This is a genomic window from Pseudonocardia nematodicida, assembly GCF_040105385.1.
GTDB lineage: Bacteria > Actinomycetota > Actinomycetes > Mycobacteriales > Pseudonocardiaceae > Pseudonocardia > Pseudonocardia nematodicida.
In genome coordinates, this window is the sequence record NZ_JBEDNQ010000015.1 from 1 (window position 1) to 22,858 (window position 22,858).

At 73.4% G+C, this 22,858-nt stretch carries 22 protein-coding genes; 6 read left to right on the forward strand and 16 right to left on the reverse strand.

Annotated features, from left to right (window positions below):
* Positions 1-26: 26 nt before the first annotated feature.
* The 4 genes from WIS52_RS28775 to WIS52_RS28790 all read right to left on the reverse strand — a co-directional run bounded on the left by WIS52_RS28775 (position 27) and on the right by WIS52_RS28790 (position 4,769).
* Positions 27-1,943, reverse strand: a complete 1,917-nt coding sequence (locus WIS52_RS28775) for an FAD-dependent monooxygenase (RefSeq protein WP_349301554.1) — start codon at positions 1,941-1,943, stop codon at positions 27-29.
* A gap of 4 nt (positions 1,944-1,947) precedes the next feature.
* On the reverse strand, positions 1,948-2,319 hold the full coding sequence (locus WIS52_RS28780; protein ID WP_349301555.1) for a putative quinol monooxygenase: 372 nt from the start codon (positions 2,317-2,319) through the stop codon (positions 1,948-1,950).
* Positions 2,320-2,494: 175 nt separating this feature from the next.
* A complete protein-coding gene (locus WIS52_RS28785) occupies positions 2,495-3,280 on the reverse strand; it encodes an IclR family transcriptional regulator (protein WP_349301556.1) in 786 nt (261 codons plus the stop codon).
* A gap of 154 nt (positions 3,281-3,434) precedes the next feature.
* Entirely contained in the window at positions 3,435-4,769 is a 1,335-nt protein-coding gene (locus WIS52_RS28790; protein ID WP_349301557.1) for a glycoside hydrolase family 140 protein, read from the reverse strand.
* A gap of 129 nt (positions 4,770-4,898) precedes the next feature.
* Between WIS52_RS28790 and WIS52_RS28795 the strand changes: the two genes are divergently transcribed.
* A complete protein-coding gene (locus WIS52_RS28795; protein ID WP_349301558.1) occupies positions 4,899-5,621 on the forward strand; it encodes a YwaF family protein in 723 nt (240 codons plus the stop codon).
* Here the strand turns inward: WIS52_RS28795 and WIS52_RS28800 are convergent.
* The 5 genes from WIS52_RS28800 to WIS52_RS28820 all read right to left on the reverse strand — a co-directional run bounded on the left by WIS52_RS28800 (position 5,566) and on the right by WIS52_RS28820 (position 11,275).
* On the reverse strand, positions 5,566-6,396 hold the full coding sequence (locus WIS52_RS28800; protein WP_349301559.1) for a fumarylacetoacetate hydrolase family protein: 831 nt from the start codon (positions 6,394-6,396) through the stop codon (positions 5,566-5,568). The genes WIS52_RS28795 and WIS52_RS28800 overlap by 56 nt on opposite strands.
* Positions 6,397-6,430: 34 nt before the next feature.
* Positions 6,431-7,657, reverse strand: coding sequence for an FAD-dependent monooxygenase (locus WIS52_RS28805; protein ID WP_349301560.1), 1,227 nt, complete (start codon positions 7,655-7,657; stop codon positions 6,431-6,433).
* On the reverse strand, positions 7,654-9,594 hold the full coding sequence (locus WIS52_RS28810) for an ABC transporter ATP-binding protein (protein WP_349301561.1): 1,941 nt from the start codon (positions 9,592-9,594) through the stop codon (positions 7,654-7,656). The genes WIS52_RS28805 and WIS52_RS28810 overlap by 4 nt, the downstream gene beginning before the upstream one ends.
* 101 nt (positions 9,595-9,695) lie before the next feature.
* On the reverse strand, positions 9,696-9,824 hold the full coding sequence (locus tag WIS52_RS28815; RefSeq protein WP_349301562.1) for a hypothetical protein: 129 nt from the start codon (positions 9,822-9,824) through the stop codon (positions 9,696-9,698).
* Between the two features lie 527 nt (positions 9,825-10,351).
* Positions 10,352-11,275: a LysR family transcriptional regulator gene (locus tag WIS52_RS28820; protein WP_349301563.1), complete on the reverse strand. Its 924-nt coding sequence runs from the start codon at positions 11,273-11,275 to the stop codon at positions 10,352-10,354.
* A 106-nt stretch (positions 11,276-11,381) separates the two neighbouring features.
* Between WIS52_RS28820 and WIS52_RS28825 the strand changes: the two genes are divergently transcribed.
* On the forward strand, positions 11,382-12,461 hold the full coding sequence (locus WIS52_RS28825) for a tartrate dehydrogenase (protein ID WP_349301564.1): 1,080 nt from the start codon (positions 11,382-11,384) through the stop codon (positions 12,459-12,461).
* Entirely contained in the window at positions 12,458-13,336 is an 879-nt protein-coding gene (locus WIS52_RS28830) for an alpha/beta fold hydrolase (RefSeq protein WP_349301565.1), read from the forward strand. The genes WIS52_RS28825 and WIS52_RS28830 overlap by 4 nt, the downstream gene beginning before the upstream one ends.
* A 57-nt stretch (positions 13,337-13,393) precedes the next feature.
* Here WIS52_RS28830 and WIS52_RS28835 read toward each other — a convergent pair whose 3' ends face one another.
* Genes WIS52_RS28835 through WIS52_RS28850 form a run of 4 tightly spaced genes read right to left on the reverse strand, consistent with a single transcriptional unit; the run spans position 13,394 to position 17,025 of the window.
* Entirely contained in the window at positions 13,394-14,281 is an 888-nt protein-coding gene (locus tag WIS52_RS28835; protein WP_349301566.1) for an ABC transporter permease, read from the reverse strand.
* On the reverse strand, positions 14,278-15,072 hold the full coding sequence (locus tag WIS52_RS28840) for an ABC transporter permease (RefSeq protein ID WP_349301567.1): 795 nt from the start codon (positions 15,070-15,072) through the stop codon (positions 14,278-14,280). The genes WIS52_RS28835 and WIS52_RS28840 overlap by 4 nt, the downstream gene beginning before the upstream one ends.
* Positions 15,069-15,896, reverse strand: a complete 828-nt coding sequence (locus WIS52_RS28845) for an ABC transporter ATP-binding protein (protein ID WP_349301568.1) — start codon at positions 15,894-15,896, stop codon at positions 15,069-15,071. The genes WIS52_RS28840 and WIS52_RS28845 overlap by 4 nt, the downstream gene beginning before the upstream one ends.
* Positions 15,897-15,948: 52 nt before the next feature.
* Positions 15,949-17,025, reverse strand: coding sequence for an ABC transporter substrate-binding protein (locus WIS52_RS28850; RefSeq protein WP_349301569.1), 1,077 nt, complete (start codon positions 17,023-17,025; stop codon positions 15,949-15,951).
* A 175-nt stretch (positions 17,026-17,200) separates the two neighbouring features.
* Here WIS52_RS28850 and WIS52_RS28855 point away from each other — a divergent pair, with 175 nt between their 5' ends.
* Together WIS52_RS28855 and WIS52_RS28860 are read left to right on the forward strand one after the other, a co-directional pair.
* Positions 17,201-17,479 (forward strand): type II toxin-antitoxin system Phd/YefM family antitoxin, encoded by a 279-nt coding sequence (locus WIS52_RS28855; RefSeq protein WP_349301570.1) that lies wholly within the window; start codon positions 17,201-17,203, stop codon positions 17,477-17,479.
* A complete protein-coding gene (locus tag WIS52_RS28860) occupies positions 17,476-17,736 on the forward strand; it encodes a Txe/YoeB family addiction module toxin (protein ID WP_349301571.1) in 261 nt (86 codons plus the stop codon). Before WIS52_RS28855 ends, WIS52_RS28860 begins: the two co-directional genes overlap by 4 nt.
* Positions 17,737-17,740: 4 nt before the next feature.
* Here WIS52_RS28860 and WIS52_RS28865 read toward each other — a convergent pair whose 3' ends face one another.
* Complete coding sequence (locus tag WIS52_RS28865) at positions 17,741-19,327, reverse strand: lipopolysaccharide biosynthesis protein (RefSeq protein WP_349301572.1); 1,587 nt, start codon at positions 19,325-19,327, stop codon at positions 17,741-17,743.
* Positions 19,324-20,550, reverse strand: coding sequence for a hypothetical protein (locus tag WIS52_RS28870; RefSeq protein WP_349301573.1), 1,227 nt, complete (start codon positions 20,548-20,550; stop codon positions 19,324-19,326). The genes WIS52_RS28865 and WIS52_RS28870 overlap by 4 nt, the downstream gene beginning before the upstream one ends.
* 186 nt (positions 20,551-20,736) lie before the next feature.
* Here WIS52_RS28870 and WIS52_RS28875 point away from each other — a divergent pair, with 186 nt between their 5' ends.
* Complete coding sequence (locus tag WIS52_RS28875; protein WP_349301574.1) at positions 20,737-21,960, forward strand: amidohydrolase; 1,224 nt, start codon at positions 20,737-20,739, stop codon at positions 21,958-21,960.
* A gap of 13 nt (positions 21,961-21,973) precedes the next feature.
* Here WIS52_RS28875 and WIS52_RS28880 read toward each other — a convergent pair whose 3' ends face one another.
* Entirely contained in the window at positions 21,974-22,816 is an 843-nt protein-coding gene (locus tag WIS52_RS28880) for a helix-turn-helix domain-containing protein (RefSeq protein WP_349301575.1), read from the reverse strand.
* Between the last annotated feature and the right edge of the window lie 42 nt (positions 22,817-22,858).

Below are 22,858 nucleotides of genomic sequence, written 5' to 3' on the forward strand. Positions count from 1 at the left end.
GGGCGGGTGGGTGCGGGGTTGGAGGGTCAGGCGGCTGCGGCCTCGCGGTGGGCCTCGCAGGCGGCGACGCCGCCGTGCAGCCGGGTCAGGAACCGGCGGCAGGCGTCGAAGTCGAGCTCGTCGCAGCGCCAGGCCACGTGGCCGTCGGGACGGATCACGTAGAGCGCTTGTGCGTCCGGGTCGTCGAGCCCGTAGGCGTCGAACACCGCCGCGGAGTCCGCGCTCTCCATCCAGGGGGCGCGACGGTGCTCGGTGCGGGCGACGAGGTGGGTGCCGATCGTGTCCCCGAAGGCCGCCAGGCCGGCCAGCTGCTCCGCGTGCCGGACGGCCTCGTCGGTGGTCAGGTGGCGCCGGGAGAACGCGACCACCTGCAGCTTGTAGCCCTGCAGGAGGTCGAACATCGACCGGTCGGACCGCAGGGCGGCGTCCGGTGCCCGGTGCCCGGCCCGCGGGCCCTTCAGCGAGTACAGCAGCGCGTCGACGGCGTGCTCGCCGGCCGGATAGCGCAGGCCGGTCTGGGACAGCCGCCGGAAGGACTTCCGGTGCGGGATCGGCGCCGCCGACATCCGGCCCAGCAGGAACGGGCCGATCGTGTCGCGCAGCCACGCCCGCCAGCCGCGCAGGTCGGCCGCCACCCGGTAGAGCCGGTCGGTGAAGCGCAGCAGCGCGACGCCGACGGGGTGGCGCTCGGCGTCGAAGGTGTCCAGCAGCGCCGGGTCGGCCCCGGTCCGGACGACGGCGGCGAGCTTCCACGCGAGGTTGGCCGCGTCGAGCAGGCCGGTGTTCATGCCCTGACCACCCGCGGGCGAGTGGATGTGCGCCGCGTCGCCGACGAGGAACCCGCGACCGGCGCGGTAGGTGTCGGCCATGCGCAGGTGCACCGCGTACCGGGTCAGCCAGACCGGGTCGCTCAGCGTCAGCGGCACCTGCATCGCCGCGCGCAGCGACTCCTGCAGCGCCTCGAGCGTCACCTCGCCGTCAGCGCCGGTCGGGCCGAGGTCGGTCGCCATCACCCGCGAGGTCTCCGAGCCGCGCAGCGGGAGGAACAGCCCGATCCGCCGGCCGTTCATGAACACCCGGAAGCGGGCGTGGTCGAGCGGCCAGTCGACCCGGCAGTCCGCGAGCAGAAACCGCTGCGCGTAGCGGTCGCCGGTGAAGGTCAGGCCGAGCTCGCGCCGGACGGCGCTGTGCGCGCCGTCGGCACCGACGACATAGTGGCAGGTGAGCGTCCGGCGACGGTCGTCGCAGCCGGGTTCGACGAGCGCGGCGGTGACCGTCCGCGCGTCCTGGGTCAGCGTCTCCAGCCGGGTGCCGCGGTCGACGGTGAGGCCGTGCCGGGCGAGGTCCTGGATCAGCAGCTCCTCGACCTCGCACTGCGGCGCCATCAGGATGAACGGGTAGGGCGTGTCCGGGGCGCGGGAACGGTCGAAGTCCAGGCCCCCGACCCGCCGGCCCCGGATGTGGAAGGTCAGCCCGTTCGCGACCACACCGCGGCGCAGGAGCTCGTCGGCCAGCCCGATGGAGCGGAACAGCTCCACCGTGCGGGCCTGCACCGCGAAGGCGCGGGACTCGGTCGCCGGGCCGGCGTTCGCGTCGACGATCCGGACCCGGACACCCTGGCGGACCAGCAGCGCCGCGGTCATCAGGCCGCTGGGCCCGGCGCCGACCACCAGGACGTCGACGTCCGTCGGGGGCCCGGCCGGCGCCTGTTCCCGCGCGGCCTCCGCCTCCCGTCGCCACGCGTCGAGCTGCACCGGGCTCGGCCCCTCGGCCGGGGGTGCGGGCGCCCGGGACTTGCCCAGCCCCTCCAGGAACCGGCGGACCGGCCCGGTGTCGCGGCGCCGGGCGTGCACGACCGGTGCCGGCGTCCCGCTGATCCTCCCCCACGCCCACCGGCCGCCGGCCAGCGCCAGCACGACCAGGGCGACGACGATCAGGCCCATCGGATCAGGCCTCCACGGGGACGGAGGCGGCCGGCAGCGTGCTGCACATCCGTAGGAACTGCTGGCGCAGCGGCCCCTCGACGTGCGGGCCGATCCGGCGGACGAACTCCTGGGTGTGCGACTGCGCGAGGTGGGCGACGAGCTCGTCGCGGGAACGGAACATCTCGTAGATCACGAACGTCCGCCGGTCGGCCCGGTCGCGGTGGACGTGGAACTCGATCGCGCCGGGCTCGGCCCGCAGCGGCGCGACCAGGCCGAGGATCAGTTCCTCCACATCGGACTCGTGACCCGGCTTCGCCCGGCAGAAGCCGAGGTGCGCATACGGCCCGGTCTCGTCGGCGTCGGGTTCGGGGAGGACGACGGGGTGCTCGGTCACGGCGATCTCCTCATCGCTCGGCGGAGCGCGCGGCGGCACCGGCAGGGGCGCCACGCACCGCGGGAGCGTCGCAGCGGCGCGGGGCGCTCCCCCAGCCGTCGTCCCACTCGCCGGGACTCGGTGGGTACGGACCCGGTGGCCGGGCCGGCGTGGCCGGGCCGGCGGGACCGGGGAATCAGGGACCCGGCCGCGCCCAGCGCCGGCTCGAGTAGGCCCGGGTCGCGGCCGCCGCGGCCATCCGCACCGCCGGCCCGAGCTGCTTCTCGGGCACCGCGGAGCTGGGCCCGGTGACCGACAGCGCCGCCACGACCTCGCCGTCACGTCCGAAGATCGGGGCGGCCACACAGGACACCCCGGCGTTGCCCTCCTCGCGCTCACGGGCCCAGCCGCGGTCCGGGATCGCGGCCAGCTCGCGGCGCAGCGCGGCCGCGGTGGTGAGCGTCCGCGGGGTGCGTGGCGGCATGCCGGCCGCGACGATCCGCTCCACCGTGGCCTCGTCGGACCAGGCGAGGATCGCCCGGCCCAGCCCGGAGCAGTAGGCCGGGACGGAGCTGCCGACCTGGGAGAGCATCGGCATCGGCCGGTGTCCGGTGATCTTGTCGACGACCAGGACCTCGCTGCCGTCGAGCACCCCGAGCTGCACCGTGGTGCGGGCCGCGGCGAAGAGGTCCTGCAGGAACGGCAGCACCGACTCGCGCAGCTCGTGGCGCACCGGGACCAGCCCGGACAGCTCGAACAGCCGGGTGCCGATCCGGTACCGGTCCCCCAGCTTGTCGAGCCAGCCGAGCTCGATCATCCGGGTGGCGAGCCGGTGCGTCGTGGACCGGGGCAGCCCACCGCGGCGGACGAGGTCGGCGAGGGTGAGCTCGCGGTGGTCGGGGCCGAACGCGTCCAGCAGGAGGGCGGCCCGCTCCAGCGAGCCCGGTGGCAGGTCCGCCGGGTCCCGCTCGGCGGGACTCACCGTCGTCCGCTCCGGGTCACCCGCCGAACGTAGAGGTCACGCGGCCCCGCGTCAGCACCCGAGCCCGGCCGGCGCCTCCGGCCGTATCGTCCATGGTCCTTCTGCGTGGAGTCGAGAGTGCAGTACAGCGGCACGCAGGCTCCACAGAGGAGGATCATGGTGTCACCAGCAGCACCCAGTCCTCGTCCGAGGGCGGCGCGTAGTCCGCGCCCGCCCCGGTCTGCGTCCGCTCCCCCGTACGCGGGTCGACCCAGTACGCACGGGCGGGGCCCGTCACCGCACTGGAGTCCACTGTGAACTCCCGCCCCGACGGGCTGTAGACCAGCAGGTAGGACCCGTCCGACGCCCGGTTCGCCACGACCCGCTCCGCGCCCGACCCGAGATCGGACGTGAGCACCGACGGCGCCGGTTCGCCGAGGTGGAACGGCAGCGACTCCATCAGCTCGCGCAGGTGCCGCATCTGCCCCGCGGCCGGGAGCTCCAGGGCGTCGGTCCAGCTGCCCCGCGCGCCCAGCTCGCCGTCGCCGCCGTCGTTGAACTGCCAGACCGCGTGCGCCCCGTAGGTGTGACCGGCGGCGCCGCCGAGCACGGCCCACCAGGCGTCGCGCCGGACGTCGGTCGCGGTGGAGTACCCGCGGTCGCGCTCCCAGCAGTACGGGTGGTCCTCGTAGATCGGCTCGCCGTCGAGGAAGGGCTTCGCCGGCTGCGCCGCATAGGTCTGCTCGAGCAGCCGGGCCCGGATGCCGTAGCGCAGGCAGTGCCCGCCCTGGATCATGTGGAAGTCCAGCCAGTCTGTGCCGGCGAACCAGGTCGCGGACGTCTCGTCGCCGCGCGGGTGGTAGGTCTTCAGCTGGGTGCCGCCCGCCTCGTCGAGCCCGGCGGCCAGCTCGCCCCAGAGCCCCTCCTCGCCGTCGGCCGGGTGGTCGCCGCCGAGGGTCCAGACGACGTTGTCGCGGTCGCCGTAGCGCTCGCCGAGGAACCGCCCGTAGGCCCGCGCGTTGTCCTCGGTGACCACCGAGCCGGTCTGGTCGTCACCCCAGACCGGGTGGATCGCGAGGTACATGCCGCGCTCGGCGGCGGCGTCGATCGCGTCGTCGACACCCGCCCAGTGGTCCTCGTGCGCGGCGACGGTGCCCACGTCGCCGTCGATCGGCCGGCGCGCCCCGCCCTGGGGGAAGATCGCCACCGTCTGGATCACGTTGAAGCCCTGGTCACGGCGGGCGTCCAGGTAGCGGGCGATGTCGTCGCGGTCCGGCTTGCCGAGCATCGCCCACGCCGTGTCGCCCAGCCAGAACATCGGCGCCCCGCCTGCGGCGAGGAACCGGCCGTCGATCTCCATCCGCGAAGGCGTCGGGTCGGGCTCGGGCTCCTCGACCGGCTCGGCCGACACCGACGCCACCTGCCGGGTCCCGCCGGGCGGATCCCACACCGAGAGCGCGGCCGCGGCGAGCGCGCCGAGCGACATCGCGAGCCCCAGCGTGAGCAGCATGCGTCCGGTGTACCCCGGGGTGCGTGGCACGTCGCCTCCGATCGGTCCTCGCAAACCTAGATGATCACCGCGCGGGTGGGCGTGCACCACGACGACGATCACTCCCCCGGATGCGGGAGGATCACCCCCATGGCCACCGCGGCTCCCGGCGTCTTCGTCCCGTACGGCACCACGCACTGGGTGGCGCTGGGGGTCGGCGTCGTGGGTGCGGTGGTGCTCGTCGTCATCGGCCGCCGGCTGCGCGGACGGCCGGCGGAGGCGGCGTTCTCCCGCTGGTTCGCCGTCGCGATCCTGGCCTTCCAGATCCCGCTGCAGCTGCGCCTGCTCACCCCGGAGCGCTTCGACCCGGACATCTCGCTGCCCCTGCAGCTGTCCGACCTGTCCTGGATGTTCGCGGCCTACGCGCTCTGGTCCCACCGCTGGTGGGCCTGCGCACCCCTCTACTACTGGGGGCTGACGCTCACCCCGCAGGCGATGCTCACCCCCGCGACCGACGCCCCCGACTTCCCGCACATCGAGTTCGTCTCGTTCTGGGGCCTGCACCTGCTCGTCACCTGGGCGGCGATCTACCTGACCTGGGGAGCCGGGGTGCGCCCCAGCTGGGCGGGCCTGCGGGTGACGCTGGCGGTCACCATCGCGTGGGCGGCATGCGTGACGACGTTCAACTCGGTGGTCGGCAGCAACTACGGGTTCCTCAACCGCAAGCCGGACAACCCGTCGCTGCTGGACCTGCTGGGTCCGTGGCCGTGGTATCTCCTCGTCGAGTTCGCGCTGGTCGTGATCGGGTGGGCGCTGATCACGTGGCCGTGGCGACGCGTGTCACCAGGCGCCCCAGTCCCTCGATCCGGCTGACCAGCTCGTCACCGGGGCGCAGGAACACCTGCGGGTCGCGTCCGGAGCCGATCCCGGCCGGGGTCCCGGTGAAGATCACGTCACCGGGGTGGAGGGGCAGCCGGCCGGACAGATACGCCACGAGACTGCGCACGTCGAAGATCAGGTGCGTGGTGCGGGAGTGCTGCACGGTGGCGCCGTTGAGCGTGCAGCTGATCTCCAGGTCGTCGGGGTCGTCCAGCTCGTCCGGGGTCACCAGCCAGGGGCCGGTCGGCCCGAACCCGGGCAGCGACTTGCCCAGGCCGAACTGCTGCGGCGCCGGGCCGGAGAACTGCAGGGCCCGGTCGCTGAGGTCCTGCCCGATCGTCAGACCGGCGACGTGCTCCCACGCCACCCGCTCCGGGACCCGCCGCGCCTCCCGGCCGATCACCACCACCAGCTCCACCTCCCAGTCCACGGTGTCCGAGGGCAGTACCAGCGGCGCGCCGGGCCCGGTGAGACAGGAGGCGAACTTTCCGAAGACGACGGGCTCGGTGGGCGTCTGCAGGCCGGACTCACCCACGTGGTCGGCGTAGTTGAGGCCGATCCCGAAGCACTGGCGTGGGTACGGCGCCGGGGCCCCGGCATCCGGTGGTGGCGCGGTCCGCGGGTCGGCCTGCGGCCGGCCGGCCGCCCACTCGCGCAGCTCCGGCCAGCGCGGGTAGACCTGCTGCGGGTCGGCGTCGAACCGTCCGCCGCTCGCGCGGGCCACGTCGACCAGCTCGTCGCCGGACAGCAGGCACAGCCGGCCCGCCACGTTCGCGACCCTCACGGGACGGGTCGGCGAGCGCTCACCGCGGCCCGACCCGGGACAGCAACCGGCCGCCGGGCAGCGGCTCCCCGCGCCGCGCCGCCAGGTAGCTGCGGCGGCCGGTGTCGTACCAGCGGTGCACCGTCCGCACCGGGGCGAACCGGTGGGCCTCGTGCGCGCGGTACCGCCACGGCGGCAGCGACCCCTTGCGGCCGCACATCGCCGCGGAGAACTCGACCGTGTCCCGGTCGGTGTAGCGGTCGACGCGCTCGAACCAGGCCATGCTGGTGCGGGCGGAGGCCTGGGTGCGCGCCATCGCGCGACGCCGGGTGCGGTCGTAGCGGTTCAGCGCGGTCTGCAGGTCGTCGCCGTGGTCGTGCAGGTTCTGCGCGAGCGCGACGGCGTCGATGCAGGCCAGCCGGGTACCGGAACCGATCGTGAAGTGCGTGGTGTGCGCGGCGTCGCCCATCAGCACCATGTTGTCGTGGTACCAGCGCTCGTTGCGCACCTCGAGGAAGTGCCGCCACTGGGTGGGCTCGCCGCGGGTGCTGCTGAACAGGTTGTGGCCGCGCAGGACGCCGGCGAACAGCTTCTCCAGCAACGCGATCGTCTCGGCGTCGGTCGCCTGGCCCAGCCCCAGGGCATCCCACGTGGACTGCTGGCACTCGACGATGAAGGTGCTCGTCCCGGCGCTGGACGGGTAGGCGTGGCACCACACCCAGCCGACCGGGGTCTCGACGAAGTCGAACACGAAGCTGCGGAACACCGCGTCGGTGCCCAGCCAGGCGTACGGGTTGGCGCCGACGGACACCTGGGTGCCGAATGCGTCGCCGGCGAGCCCGCGCACTCTGCTGTTCGCCCCGTCGGCGACGACGACCAGGTCGGCCGGTGGGACGTTCTCGAGATCGGTGATCTCCTCGCCGTGCCGGACGTCGACGCCGAGGTCGAGGGCCCGCTGGGTCAGGATCTCCAGCAGCGCGGCCCGCCCGACGCTGTAGCCGTAGCCACCGAGGTAGGACGGCCTGCCCCGGAGCCGGATCTGCTGCTCCTGCCAGACCACCGACGCCGCGCGCAGCTTGCGCGCGCTCTCGGCGTCGTTGCGGTAGAGCGTGTCGAGCAGGTTGTCCCAGTACACGACGCCGAACCCGTAGGTGGCTCCCGGCGGATCCCGGTCGACGACGGTCACGTCGTGCCCGCCGTCGCGCAGCGCGGCCGAGATCGCGAAGTAGAGCCCGGCGGGGCCGCCTCCGACGCAGGTGATCTTCATGAGGTGGTCCTTTCGACGAGGTCGTCCGGGTCGGCGGCGGCGTGCCTGCCGTGCCCGTTGCGGGCGTGCCCGTTACGGGGCACCGGCGACGGCCGCCACTGCCCGGTCTGCGGCCCCCACCGCTCGGGGTGGTGCAGGCGGTAGAGCGCGGTGTAGCGGCCGCCGCGCGCGAGCAGCTCGGCGTGCGTGCCGGTCTCGGTGACCCGGCCCTGCTCGACCACCAGGATCCGGTCGGCGTCGGCGACGGTGAGCAGGTTGTGCGAGATGACGATCGTGGTGCGACCGGCCATCAGCCGGCGCAGCGGACCGAGGATCCGCTCGCCGGTCTCGGCGTCGAGGCCCGTGGTGGGCTCGTCGAGCAGCAGCACCGGTGCGTCCCGGACCATCGCCCGGGCGATCGCGATCCGCTGGCGCTGCCCACCCGACAGCAGCCGGCCGCGCTGGCCGACCCGGGTCTCGTAGCCGTCCGGGAGCGCCGTGACGAAATCGTGCGCCTCGGCCGCCTTCGCCGCCGCGACGACCGCGCGGTGGTCGGCGTCCGGCCGGCCGGCGAGGATGTTCTCGGAGATCGTCCCGTCGAGCAGCAGGGTCTCCTGCAGCACGATCGCGATCGAGTCCCGCACCTCGCGCGGGTCCAGGTCGCGCAGGTCGTGCCCGTCGAGTGTGATCCGCCCGGCGTCCGGGTCGTAGAAGCGCAGCAGCAGCTTGAGCAGCGTGGTCTTGCCCGCCCCGCTGGCCCCGACGATGGCGGTGGTGCGCCCGGGCTCGGCCGCGAACCCGACGTCGTGCAGCACGTCGCGGCCGGTGTCGGGGTAGCGGAACCGCACGTCGGAGACCCGGACCGAGCCGCGGGCCCGGCCCAGCGCGACCGGGTGGGCCGGCGCGGTGACCTCCGGCTCCTGGTCGAGCAGCTCGATGATCCGCTCGGCTCCGGCCGCCGCGGCGAAGAGTGTGTTGGACAGCTGCCCGAGGCTGCGCATCGGCGAGTACAGCTGCGAGATGTAGAGCAGGAACGCGAGCAGCCCACCGAGCGTGACCTGCCCGAGGGTCAGCTGCCAGATCCCGACGGCGACGATGGCCATCAGGCCCAGCACCTGGAACACGTCCGAGATCGGGCCGAACATCGCGATGAGCCGGGTGGCGCCGAGCTGGGCGCGGACGGCGCCGCGCGCCTGGTCGTCGAACCGGCGGACCTCGGTGCTCTCGCGACCATAGGCCTGGATCAGGATCGCGTTGCCGAGGCTCTCCTCGGCCACCACGCTGATCGATCCGCTGCGCCGGCGGACCTCGCGGTTCATCGCCCTGATCCGGCGGGAGAAGTACCGCGAGATCGCCGCGAAGAAGGGGACCACGATCAGCGCGACGAGCGCGAGCCGCCAGTTCAGCACGAACATCAGCCCGGCGAACATCACGATCTTGACGAGCGCCGAGGCCGCCTGCGCGACTCCGGCGAGGAGCAATGACTCGATGGACGCAACGTCACCGGACAGTCGCGTTATGATATCGCCCAGCCGACGCCTGTCGAAAAAGCTGACGGAAAGCGTGTGCAGATGGGCGAACACACGCGTCCGCATGCGTCGTAGGAAGTTCTCGCCGATCCACACGGCGAGGTATTGATCGAGGAATCCAATTGTGCCGCCGAGCACGGTGATTCCGGCGTAGGCCAGTGCGACCCAGCCGAACGCCGCGAAGTCCCGCGGCACGATGACCACGTCCACGAGGATCTTGGACATCCAGATCGCCGCGGCCTCCAGCGCCGGGGAGACCACGACGAACAGCAGGCTGATGCACAGCCACCCGCGGAACGGGCGGATGTCGGGCGCGAACCGGCGGAAGATGGCCGCCACCGCGACCGGTGGCGCCTGGTCGACGAGACCGCCCTCGATCTTCGGCGGTCGTCGCAGGTCACGTACCCAACCGCGGATCCTGCCGAGCACCGTCCACCCCCTCCCGACTCCTCCGCGCGAAGGGCGGTGGCCCGGCTGGGACCGGGCCACCGCCTGACTTCACCGGGCCGTCGGCCCGGCAGGGTGTGGGGTCAGTTGCAGTCCCAACCGCCCCATCCTCCCCAGCCGCCCCAGCCGTCGTCGTCGTCCCAACCGGACCAGCCTCCCCAGCCACCCCAGTTGTCGTCGTCCCAGCCGGACCAGCCGCCCCAGTCACCCATTTTCGATCATCTCTCTTCCCCGATGGTGCAATGAGACGCGATCTGCGCCTCACGGAAGGGGTGATCCGGATGCCCCCCGGCCGACGATTTCTGCGCCCGGCCGACATCCGCCCCCTCGACCGACCTTCGCACCCGAGCGCCGGTCGCCCTCGGTGAATCCCACCGTTTCACCTGATCAGACCAGAGCCCTTTTTGGTGCGCTTTTCGGCGGGTAGACGGCCGGTAAAATCGATCACAATTGGATTCGGTTCAGCCGGGCAGATCGGTCGGTTCCGGGCAGGAATCGACCGGACCTCTGATTCGGTCGTACACCTCACGGGGCGGGCCCGATCACGCCGGATCCGGCTCGTCCCGGGCGATCCGCGGCGCGTCACCCGCCGCGCCCACCCGGGCCGCTCCGGGGACGCCGCAGCTCGGCCGACCGGCCGACGGGCTCGGCCTCCCGGCGCCGCAGGGCACCGTGCGCGTTCCGCACCAGCCGCCGCTCGGCCCGACGCCCGCCATTCACCCCGCCGGCGGCGCGACCGTCACGTCCCCGCCGGGAGTCCGGCCGCCTGCGGCACCCGCTCGGCCAGCCCGGCCACCAGGTGGTCCAGCGCCGCGACCACCCGCCGGGGCGGCGCGGCGTCGTGCACGGCGAGCAGGTCGGCCGACGGTGTCGGGACCCCGGGCAGCACCCGCACCAGCTCGCCGGTGGAGAGCATCGGCGCCACCTGCCACAGCGACCGCATGACCAGGCCCCTCCCGGCCAGGCACCAGGCGGTCGCCACCTCACCGTCGTTGCAGGTCATCGCGCCGGTCACCCGCACGCCCGCGGCGTCGGCATCGGTGCCGAAGCGCCAGTGCGCGTACCCGGTGTCGTTCTCCCGGATCACGATGCAGTCGTGCTCGGCGAGCTCGGAGACGGCGCGCGGCGCTCCCCGGCGGTCCAGATAGGACGGCGCCGCGCAGACCACCCGGCGGTTGCGCAGCAGCAGCCGCGCGTGCATCCGGGAGTCCGGCAGCGGCGCGGTACGTACCGCGAAGTCGTAGCCGGTCCCGCCGATGTGCACCGGCAGGTGCGACAGCTCCAGGTCGATCCGCAGGTCGGGGTTGCGCGCCTCGAACGTCCCCAGCAGCGGGGCGACATGCGCACGCCCGAACCCCATCGACGAGTGCACCGCGATCCGGCCGTGCAGCCCGGACCGGGCGCGGCCGATCTCGTCCTCCAGGTCGTCGATCCGGCCGAGGACGGCCAGCGCCCCCTCGGCGTAGCGGTGTCCCTCCCCGGTGAGGGTGAGCCGGCGGGTGCTGCGGTTGACCAGCCGGACCCCGAGGCGTCGCTCGAGGCGGGCCAGCCGCTTGCTCACCGCCGAGACCGAGACGCCCCACTGGTGCGCGGCCTCGGTCAGCGTGCCGGCGGCGGCGATGCCGGTGAAGAAGTGCAGGTCGTCGAGATCGGGGAGGTCCATCGCCCGGTTCCTTTCGTCTGACGAAAGACAGTACGACGCCGTACCCACTTCACCTCGCCGGTCTGTCGGGAGAGGCTAGGAGAAGATCGACAGAGAAGGAGACGTCATGGCAGCCGTCACGCACCGCATCGCCGTCATCCCGGGGGACGGGATCGGCAAGGAGGTCGTCCCCGAGGGTGTCCGGGTCCTCGAGGCCGCCGCCGAGCGGTTCGGGTTCGGGCTCGAGAAGACCGAGTTCGGCTTCGCCTCCGCCGACCACTGGCTCGAGCACGGCACGATGATGCCCGAGGACTGGTTCGAGCAGCTGTCCGGTTTCGACGCGCTGTTCTTCGGCGCCGTCGGCTGGCCCGAGGTCATCCCCGACCACGTGTCGCTGTGGAACAGCCTGCTGCTGTTCCGGCGCCGGTTCGACCAGTACGTCAACCTGCGGCCGGCCCGGCTGCTGCCCGGCGTGAACGCCCCGCTGGCCGGCCGCTCTCCCGGCGAGATCGACATGTGGATCGTCCGGGAGAACACCGAGGGCGAGTACTCGTCGGTCGGCGGGCGGATGTTCGAGGGCACCGACCGGGAGACGGTGATCCAGGAGACCGTCATGACCCGCACCGGGGTCGACCGGGTCCTGCGCTACGCCTTCGAGCTGGCCCGGACGCGGCCGAACCGGCACCTGACCTCGGCGACCAAGAGCAACGGCATCTCGATCACGATGCCGTACTGGGACGAGCGGGTCGCCGCGATGGCCGCGCAGTACCCGGACGTCGACGTGGACAAGTACCACATCGACATCCTGACCGCGCAGTTCGTGATGAACCCGGACCGGTTCGACGTCGTCGTCGCCAGCAACCTGTTCGGCGACATCCTGTCCGACCTCGGCCCGGCCTGTACCGGCACGATCGGCATCGCGCCGAGCGCGAACATCAACCCCGAGCGGGACTTCCCGAGCCTGTTCGAGCCGGTGCACGGCTCCGCCCCGGACATCGCGGGCAAGGGCATCGCGAATCCGGTCGGCCAGATCTGGTGCGGCTCGATGATGCTGTCCCACCTCGGGGAGCAGGAGGCGGCCGACGCCGTCCTGGCCGCGATCGAGGAGGTCGTCGCCCGTGGCGGCGCGGCCACCACACCGGACCTGGGCGGGACGGCGACCACCGCCGAGCTGGGCGCGGCGATCGCCGACGTCGTCCGGGGATGATCTTCCCGGGCTTCCGGCCGCTCTCCGTGGACGCCGGCGGCGTCCGGATCCGCGGGGCGGTCGGTGGGGACGGGCCGCCGCTGCTGCTCCTGCACGGCTACCCGCAGACGCACGCGATCTGGCATGCCGTCGCCCCGCGGCTGGCGGAGCGGTTCACCGTCGTCGCGACCGACCTGCGCGGTTACGGCGACAGCGACAAGCCCGCCCCCGGCCCGGACGACGCCCGGTACGCGAAGCGCGTGATGGCCGCCGACCAGCTCGCCGTCATGCGGGAGCTGGGGTTCGAGCGGTTCGCCGTCGCCGGGCACGACCGCGGGGGGCGGGTCGCGCACCGGCTCGCCCTGGACTCCCCCGGGGCGGTGTCGGCGCTGGCGGTGCTCGACATCGTGCCGACCCGGCACGCCCTGGACCACGCCGACGCGGCCTTCGGGCACGGCTACTGGCACTGGTTCTTCCTGGCCGCACCAGCCGGGATCCCGGAACGGCTGATCGGGAACGACCCGGAGTTCTGGATCACCGCGCGGATGCGGTCCCGGCACGGCGGCGGCGCCCCGTTCGACGACGCCGCGATCGCCGAGTACGTCCGTTGCCTCTCGGATCCGGCGGCCATCGCGGCGTCCTGCGCCGACTACCGGGCGGCCGCCGGGATCGACCGGCGCCACGACGAGGCCGACGCCGGCCGGGCGCTCGCGCCGCCGCTGCTGGCGCTGTGGGGCGCGCGCTCGTTCGTCGGGCGCAGCTACGACGTCGAGCAGGTCTGGCGCGAGTACGCCGCCGAGGTGCACGGGGTCGCCCTCGACGCGGACCACTACCTGCCCGAGGAGCGTCCCGACGAGGTCGCGGCCGAGCTGACGGCGTTCCTCACCCCGCGGTGATCGTCCGTTCCGGAGCGGAGCGTTCGTCTGCCGAACGCTCCGCTCCGGAACCGGTGATCAACCCTGCGGAGGGCGCCCGGCATCCGGGCCCCACTGGGCCAGCACGGCGGTCTCCACGACCGTCATCACCTCGTAGAGCACGATCGACACCAGGACGGCCAGCGCGACGATCGTCCACACCCCGCCGTAGTTGCCGGAGCCGTTGTAGCCCGACAGCACCCCGCCCATCCCGACGAACCCGGACAGCCACTCCGCCAGCATCGCGCCGACGATCGCGCCCGGCACCGAGATCCGCGCGGAGGCGAGGAACTGCGGTAGCGCGCTCGGGATGCGGGCCTTGCGCATGACCGTCCAGGCGTTGCCGCCGTTGACCCGGATGAGATCGACGGTCTGCTGCGGCACCGAGTTGAGCCCGAGCACCACGTTGACCAGGACCGGGAACAGCACGACGATCGCGGCGATCACCGCGATGCCCAGCGGTCCCTGCCCGAAGATCAGCAGCAGCAGCGGCGCCATCGCGACCAGCGGCACCGAGCGGAGCAGCATCGCGATCGGCATGAAGGCGATCTCGAACGGCCGGAACAGCACGAACCCCACCGCGATCACGGTCGCGATGCCCATGCCGGCGACGAAGCCGAGCGCGGCGTTGCCCAGCGTCACCCACAGCGCGCCGAAGCTCTGCACGCGGGCGTCGGCGGCCGACAGCGACGCGGGCCGGACCCCGCGGGCCGGCTGCTCGGCGAACAGGTACTGCGCCACCGCCCATGGGGACTTGCCGACGAACTCCGGCACGTCGAACACCCACAGCAGCAGCGTCCAGAGCACTACGAGCGCGACCAGCGCGACGCCGACGGTCAACGCCGCCCGCCCGGCGCGGCGCAGCACGGCGGCCGCCACCGAACCGGCGGTGCGGGACTGGGTGCCCGCCTCCAGGACCGCGGTCATCGGCCGGCCGCCACGACGTCGGTACCCGAGGCCCACGGCGTCGCCACCCGGGCGACGAGCGAGACCAGCAGGTACGCCACCCCGGAGAACAGCCCGCTGACCAGCGCCAGGTACCAGAGCAGCGGCGCGTTGGCCTGGGTCTGGGCCGCGATCAGCGCGCGGCCGAGGGTCTGCTCGCCGCCGCTGCCGAGGTACTCGGCGAGGATCGCGCCGAGGAACGCCGACGGCGCGGCGATCTTCAGTGCGGCGAACAGGCTGGGCAGCGCGGAGACGATCTGCACCTTGCGCAGCACCGTCCAGGACGTGCCGCCGTAGGCGCGCACCAGGTCCAGGCTGGCGCGCGGCGCGGCGCGCAGCCCGACCAGGCAGCCGACGACGGTGGTGAAGAAGCAGAGCAGCGCGGCCAGCACCACCGAGGCCCCGGACGGCGCGTCCCGCCCGGCGACGATCACGATGACCGGCCCGATCGCGACCGGCGGCACGCAGTAGGTGACGATCGCGATCTGGTTGGCCAGCGGCTCGAACCGGGGCACCAGCAGCACGACGACGGCGAGCGCGATCGCCAGCCCGTTGCCGAGCAGGTAGCCCTGGGACGCCGCGGTGATCGTCGAGACCGAGTTGCGCAGCGTCGAGGCCCACCGCTCGGGCGAGGCCATCTCGGCGAGCACCGCGCCCGGGGTGGGGATGGTGCCGCTGCCGGTGAACAGCGTGACCGACGCGAGCCACCAGACCGCGAGGATCACCAGCACTCCGACCAGCCCGCCGAGGCGGGTGGTCAGCCGTGTGCTCACTCGTGCGCCCCGCCGCCGAAGAGGATCTCCGAGAGCCGGTCGACGTAGGCGTGGAACTCGGGCGTGCGCATCAGGTCCGGGGTCCGCGGCCGGGGCAGGTCGATCTCGACGACCTCCGCGATCCGCCCCGGGCGCGCGCTCATCACCGCGACGACGTCGGACAGGAACACCGCCTCCGAGATGCCGTGCGTGACCATCAGCGTGGTCGCCGGGCGCTCGGTCCAGATCCGCAGTAGCTCGACGTTCAGCCGCTGGCGGGTCATGTCGTCCAGCGCGCCGAACGGCTCGTCGAGCAGCATGACGGTCGGCTGCACCACCAGGCAGCGGGCGATCGCCACCCGCTGGCGCATGCCGCCGGAGAGCTGGGCCGGCTTGGCCTTCTCGAACCCCGTCAGCCCGACCAGGGCGATCAGGTCGTCGATCAGCCCCTGAGCCGGGGTGATCCCGGCGACCTCCAGCGGCAGCGCGATGTTGGAGGTGACGCTGCGCCAGGGCAGCAGCGCCGCCTCCTGGAAGGCGATGCCGAGCTGGTGGTCGCGCTGGATCTCCCGGGTGGACCGGCCGTTGATCAACGCCTCGCCGGACGACGGGGTGTCCAGCCCGGCGAGGATCCGCAGGATCGTGGACTTGCCGCAGCCCGAGGGACCGAGCAGCGACAGGAACGAGTCCTGGGTGGTGCCCAGGTCGATCGCCGACAGGGCCTGCACGGTGTCCCGGCCCATCGTGAAGGTCCGGGTCATGCCCTGGATGTTGATCCCGGTGGCGGCTCCGGGGTGTGCGGCCGGATCGATGGTCGCGATCCGGCCGGTCGCCGTCTCGGTCATGGGTTCCCCTCTAGCCGGCGGTGCTGCTGCTTCGACCCTCGACCGCCGGGCCTCAGACGATCAGGTCCGGGTTCTCCTCGTAGACCTCCTGCAGCAGCGACAGGTCGTAGAGCTCCTCGGCGGTGATCGTGATCCCCATGTCGCCGATCGCGCCGACGACCCGCTCGAGCGCCTCGGGGGTGGAGGTGAACAGCCCGTTGGCCCGGGTGTCGTCGGTGACGATCAGCTCGTTCTGCGCCTCGGCCTGCTCGGTCTGGCCGGGGATGTCCAGACCGAGGTCGCTGCCGTAGACCTCGACGGCGAGCCGCGCGGACTCGGCGGGGTCGGCGACGGCGTCGTTCCAGCCGCGGATCTCGGCGAGCAGGAACGCCTTGAGCATGTCCCGGTTCTCGTCGATGGTCGACTGCAGGACGGTGAAGACCTCCGAGGTCAGCGGGAGGCCGTTGTCGGCGAACGACAGCGTGACCGGGGTGTGCCCGTCGGCCTGCACCAGGAACGGCTCGTTGGTCAGGAAGGACATGAAGCCGTCGACGGATCCCTCGATCAGCGGCGCCGGCTCGTACTGCACCACGACCTGCTCGATCGTCGACGGGTCGATCCCGTTCGCGGCGAGCAGCCCGGCGAAGATCTGCTGGTTGGTCCCGGCCTGGATGCCGATCCGCTTGCCGGCCAGGTCCTCGAGGGTCCGGATCGGGGTCTGGTCCTCGAGCGAGAGGATGCAGAACGGGTTGCGCTGGAACGTGCTGCCGATGACCTTCAGCGGGGCGCCCTGCTCGGTGATGAACCGGGCCGTCGCGTCCGGGGCGGTGATGCCGATGTCGACGTTGCCGGCCAGCACGAGGGCGTCCGCGCTGTCCACCGGGCCGCTGACCAGGTCGACGCCGGTGAACCCGGCCTCGGTGTAGTAGCCCCGGGAGTCGGCCATGTACTCGCCGCCGAACTCGATGTTCTTGATCCAGGACAGCTGGACGGCGATGTCGCCGAACTGCCCGGCCTCCGCCTCGGCCGGGGCGGACCCGCTGGAGCCGCAGGCCGAGAGGGCCATCCCCGCGGCGCCGAGTCCCGCGCCGAGTCCGGCGAGGCGGAAGAGGTCCCGGCGGGACGGGGTGACGAGACGGCCGGACGGCATGGGGGACTCCTGAGGATCGTGCCGACGGGCGCCGGAACCGTCCCGGCGTCCACGATGGGCGTGAATCTAGGAATCCGTTCGCGGTGTCCGGTTGCGCCGCGGTAAACGACGTGTCAATGGCGTGCGCGCCGGAACGTTGCCGTTCGATCAGGGGAGCGCGTACGCTTTTCTGTACGTGAAGGAGGTGCTCATGCGGACGATGAGCTACACCGAGTCCCGCGCGCGGTACGCCGAGACGCTGAGCTCCGTGGTCGACGACCGGGAGGAGGTCGTGATCACCCGCGCCGGTCACGAGGCCGTCGTCATGATCGCCCTCGACGACTACGAGTCGCTCAAGGAGACCGCCTACCTGCTGCGCAGCCCGGAGAACGCCCGGCGCCTGCTGTCCTCGATCGACCGCCTGGAGAACGGCGGAGGCTCCACCCGTGACCTCGTCGACCCGGACGAGGAGTGAAGCTCGTCTGGGACGAACACGCCTGGGCGGACTACCTCTGGTGGCAGACCCAGGACCGGAAGGGCCTGAAGCGGATCAACAGCCTGCTGACCGACGTCGTCCGCCACGGCAACGACGGGATCGGCAAGCCGGAGCCGCTGAGGTACGGCTTCAGCGGCTACTGGTTCCGCCGGATCACCGACGAGCACCGGCTGATCTACAAGATCGTCGGCGACGAGGTCCGCATCGCCGCGTGCCGCTACCACTACGGCGGCTGAGCACCTACCCGCGCGCCGGCCGGATCCGCGTCGTCGGACGGTCGTCGGTGGCGGGCTTCTTCCCGCCGGCCCCGCCGCCGCGCAACGTCCGCACCACCGCGAGCTCCTCGGCGAACCGCGCCCGCATCAGCACCAGCACGCCCAGCGCCGCCGCGCCGCCCGCGAGGGCGGACACCGCCAGGGTCAGCAGGTCCGACCCGACCGGCCGCACGAGCGTCGCCACCCCCCAGGTCGCCGCCACGGTCACGACGAGCCCGGGCAGGTGCTTGGGGTACATCCGCAGCACCGCGCCCATCAGCCCCGGCGAGACCCGGGCGGAGAACTGCAGCATCACCAGGAAGTGCACGACGATCGCCACCGACGCCCCGACCGCGACGCCGGCGATCCCCCAGGTCAGCGCCCCGGTGACGCAGAGGACCACGACGTATCCGGCGTAGAGCCACTGCCGCCACGCCGCCCGGTAGACCGCACCGGTCGCCCGGGTGAGCGAGGTACTGATCTTGTACGACGTGCGCGGCAGCAACACCAGCGCGAACACCTGCACGAGCAGGACGGCCTCGCCCCACTGCGGGCCGAGCAGCACGCCGACGACCTCCGGGGCCAGCACGCACAGCAGCACCGCGGCCGGGATGGTGGCCAGCGCGACCAGGCTGGAGCTGCGGACATAGGCGGCGCGCAGCCGTTCGCCGTCGTCGCGGACCCGGGCCATCGCCGGGAACAGCGCCTTGTCCGCGGCCCCGCCGATCACGTTCGCGGGCTCGGAGAGCAGGTTGTAGGCCCGGGTGTAGAAACCCAGCGACGTGGTGCCGAGCAGGTTCGCGACGACGAGCTTGTCGGCGTTGAGCGCGAACCAGTTCCCGAGCTGGGCGATCGAGAACCCGGCCCCGTAGCCGAGCAGTGGCTTCAGCCGGCCCCACATCACCGACGGCCGCTCGAGGGCGACGCTCGGGCGGGTCAGGGCGAAGTAGCCGACGCACTTCGCCGCCGCGGCGGCGATCTCGCCGAACGCCAGCGCGGCCGCGCCGAACCCGGCCAGGGCCAGCACCACGCTCACGCCGATCAGCGCCGGACCCGCCGCCACCAGGTCGACCATCGCCATCGGCCGGAACCGCAGGTCACGCTGCAGCAGGCCGAGCGGCACCGCCGTCGCCCCGGCGAGCACCAGCGCGATCGACAGCAGCGGCAGCAGGACCGAGTCGGCCGGCAGCCCGACCAGGCCGTTGAGCACCGGCGCGGACAGCGCCAGCACCGCGGCGAACACCGCGGCCACCAGCACCGAGAACCAGAAGGCCGCGGCGACGTCGCGCTCGCCCAGGTCCCGGCGGTGCACCAGCGCGGCGGCGACACCGAGCTGGGTGACGAGCTGGGTCAGCCCGACGATGAGCAGCGCCGCCGCGGCCGCGCCGAACTCGTCGGGGGTCAGCAGCCGGGCCAGCGCGATCGTGGCGCCGAGCTGCAGCACGGCCTGGCCGACCGTCCCGGTGAAGGCCCAGGCGAAGCCGCGTGCGGTGCGGGCGGTCAGGTTCCTCTCCGGACCGTTCGTTCCGGGTTCGACGGCCCGGATCGGACGGGTGGCCTCCGGGTCGGTCACCGATGTCCCCGCAGGGCGGGGTGCAGCCGGCCGACGGTGCCCAGTGCGCCGAACCACGCCAGCTGGGTCGCCGTCCGCCGGGCCGACTCCCAGCGCGAGCCGGCACCGAGCAGCTCCCGGCGGCGCAGGCCGGACACCGCCGGATGGAACACCGAGTTGCCCACCCCACGAGTGAACATCAGCTCCGGGACCCCCTCGGTGGCGGCCCGGAAATCACCGGGCACCCCGCGCAGGCTCCAGCAGTCGTCCCAGGACGGCGCGGGGTCGGGGTAGTCGAACACGAACTCGAGGTCGAGCACCTTCAGGCCGGCCCGCGGGTCCCACAGCAGGTTGTGCGGCGACAGGTCGAGCACGAACCGGCCGCGGTCGTGCAGGTCGTGGCAGAACCGCAGCAACGTCCGCACCACCGAGGGCCGCAGCTGGGCGAGCTCGCCGGGCAGCCGCCGGACGAGGTGCCGTCCGGAGTCCCGGTAGAACGGCGTCAGCAGCCAGTTCGGCCCGTGCTCCAGCAGGGCGGGGACCTCCGGCAGGTCGCCGAGGTCGAGGCGGGCCCGCAGCTCGCGGTCGAAGGCCTCGGCCGACCCCGGCCGGAAAACCTTGCAGACCACCGGGCCGAACCGCGGGTGGTCGACGAGCGCGACCCGGGCCCGGAAGCCGGGCGAGGTCCCGCCCAGCATCCGCAGGACCGGGAACGGGACGGCACAGACCCGGGTCAGCTCCGCCGCCCGCGGCTCCAGCCGTTCGCGCACGGACGGGTCGTCGAGGGTGTCGAGCAGGACCAGCGCCCGTTCCGGACCCGCCAGGACGTCCACGAGACCGACCCGGCTACGCGGCTGGAAACGGCGTACCAGTCGCTGCTCGGTGTGGTGCAGGACGGCGGCGACGCGCGCCTCGACCGCCCGGTCCCCGGCCGGCGCGGGGGATCCGACGTCGCACGCGACCACGAACGCGTACGGCTCGACGGCGAGAGCGCCGGCGGGCCGCATCCGCCCGAGGCCTGGCAGGACGGCCCGGGCGCGGGCGCGCTGCGACTCGTCGAGCACGACGACGTCGAGGATCTCCAGGCCGCGGGCGATGCCGGCGACCGCCTCGTCGAGCAGGTGCGCGACGGCCCTGCCGACGACGAACACCGCCAGCCCGCGCCAGGGGCCGGGCTCGCGCGCCGCGGTCCTCCGGGGTGCCGTCGCGTACGGCCGGACCGGCTGTGCGTCGTCGATGATCAACGGTTGCCCCCTGACACGTTTGGGTCAGCGGAGCATAAGAGCTTGCTGAACGTCGTATGAATGGGGGATATACGCTCGATGATCAATTTCCGCTCACCGCGTTTGCGCTAGACCATTCGGGCGATGACCGCACTGGTGCGCGCGATCGGCGGAAGATCGGCCCGGCGGGCGGTAGGTTCGGCCCGCGTGAGCGCCGATCTCGCCGAGCTCTACCGCGACCTGCACCGCCACCCCGAGCTGTCGTTCGCCGAGACCCGCACCGCCGCCGTCGCCGCCGGCCGGTTGCGTGCGGCGGGCTACGAGGTGACCGAGGGCGTCGGCGGGACCGGGGTGGTGGGCGTCCTGCGCAACGGCACGGGGCCGGTGGCGCTGCTGCGCGCCGACATGGACGCCCTGCCGGTCGCCGAGGACACCGGCCTGGACTACGCCAGCACCGCGCGCGGGACCGCCCGCGACGGCGAGGACACCGCCGTCGCGCACGCCTGCGGGCACGACATGCACGTCACCTGCCTGGCCGGCGCGGCCGCCGAGCTGGCGTCCACACCGGACACTTGGACCGGGACGCTGCTGGTGGTGTTCCAGCCCGCCGAGGAGATCGGCGGTGGCGCGCACGCGATGCTCGACGACGGCCTGCTGGATCGGTTCGGGGTGCCGGACGTCGTGCTGGGCCAGCACGTCGCGCCGCTGCCCGCCGGGGTGCTCGCGGTCGCGTCCGGGGCCGCGTTCGCCGGCAGCGACACCGTGCGGGTCACGCTGCACGGCTCGGGTGGGCACGGCTCGCGCCCGGAGACCACGGTGGACCCGGTCCTGCTCGCGGCGGCGACCGTACTGCGGCTGCACACGGTGGTGTCCCGGGAGGTCGCGGCGACCGAGACCGCGGTGCTCGGCGTCGGGATGCTCCGGGCGGGGACGAAGGAGAACATCGTCCCCGAGTCCGCCGAGCTGGGCCTGACCGTGCGGTCCTACACCCCGGCCGTGCGGGAGCGGGTGCTGGGCGCGGTGAGGCGGATCGTGCGCGGCGAGGCGGCCGCGGCGGGCGCCCCGCGCGACCCCGAGGTCCGGGTCGTCGAGACGTTCCCGCCGGTGGTGAACGACGCCGCGGCCGTCGAGCGCACCCGGGCCGCGCTCGCGACGGCCACACCGCTACCGGTCGTCGACCCCGGTCCGGTCACCGGCAGCGAGGACGTCGGCGCGTTCGCCACCGCGGCCGGCGCGCCCTGCGTGTACTGGCTGCTCGGCGGGGGCGACCCGGCGGTGTTCGCCGGGGCGAGCACCGTGGACGAGATCCGGGACCGCGTCGCGGATCTGCCGTCGAACCACTCGCCCCGGTTCGCGCCGGTGATCGAGCCGACGCTGTCGACCGGGGTCGCCGCCCTGGTCGCCGCCGCCCGGGAGTGGCTCCGCCCGTGAGTGGTTGTCGCGGTCAGGACCGCGACAACCACTCACGGGTGGCGTCAGCCGCGAGGGTGCCCAGCAGGGCCAGGTTCCGCGCGGTGTCCGACCCCGGTTCGGCGTGGTAGACGACGAGTTCCTGGCCGGGCGCGGACCGGACGTCGAAGGTCTCCATCCGCAGGTCCAGCTCGCCGACCGCCGGGTGCACCAGCCGCTTGGTCCCGGCGGCCTTCCCCCGGGCGTCGTGCCGTGCCCACAGCCGCGCGAACTCGGGGCTGCGCTCGCGCACGTCGTCGAGCACCGCGCGGACCCGCGGGTCGTCCGGGGCCTCGCCGTGCCGCAGCCGGAACCCGGCCGTGGCGTCCCGGGCGGCGGCGTCCCAGTCCGCGTAGAAGCTGCGGGCCGCCGGGTCGCAGAACACCCGTTCCAGCAGGTTGACCCCGGCCGGGAGCAGGTCGAGGAGCGCGCCGCCCAGGGCGTTCGCGGCGAGGACGTCGTAGGCCCGGCCGAGGACGATCGCCGGTTGGCCGGCCCAGGCGTCGAGCAGCATCCGCAGCTGCGGGTCGACCCGTTCGCGGCTGCCGCTGCGGCGTCGTCGCGGCACCGCGCCGGCGAGGCGCAGCAGGTGGTCACGGGCGTCGTGGTCGAGCCGCAGGACGTCCGCGAGCGCGTCCAGGACCTGGACCGACGGGTTCCGTTCGCGGCCCTGCTCGAGCCGGACGTAGTAGTCGGCGCTCATCCCGGCGAGCAGCGCGACCTCCTCGCGCCGCAGTCCCGCGACCCGTCGCCGGCTGCCCGCGGGCAGCCCGGCGTCGCCAGGGGAGACCTGCGCACGCCGGGCGCGGAGGTACTCGCCGAGGGGCGTCGGGGCCATGACACCCATCCTCCCGCGGGACGCGACCGGGAGGGTGGGTGC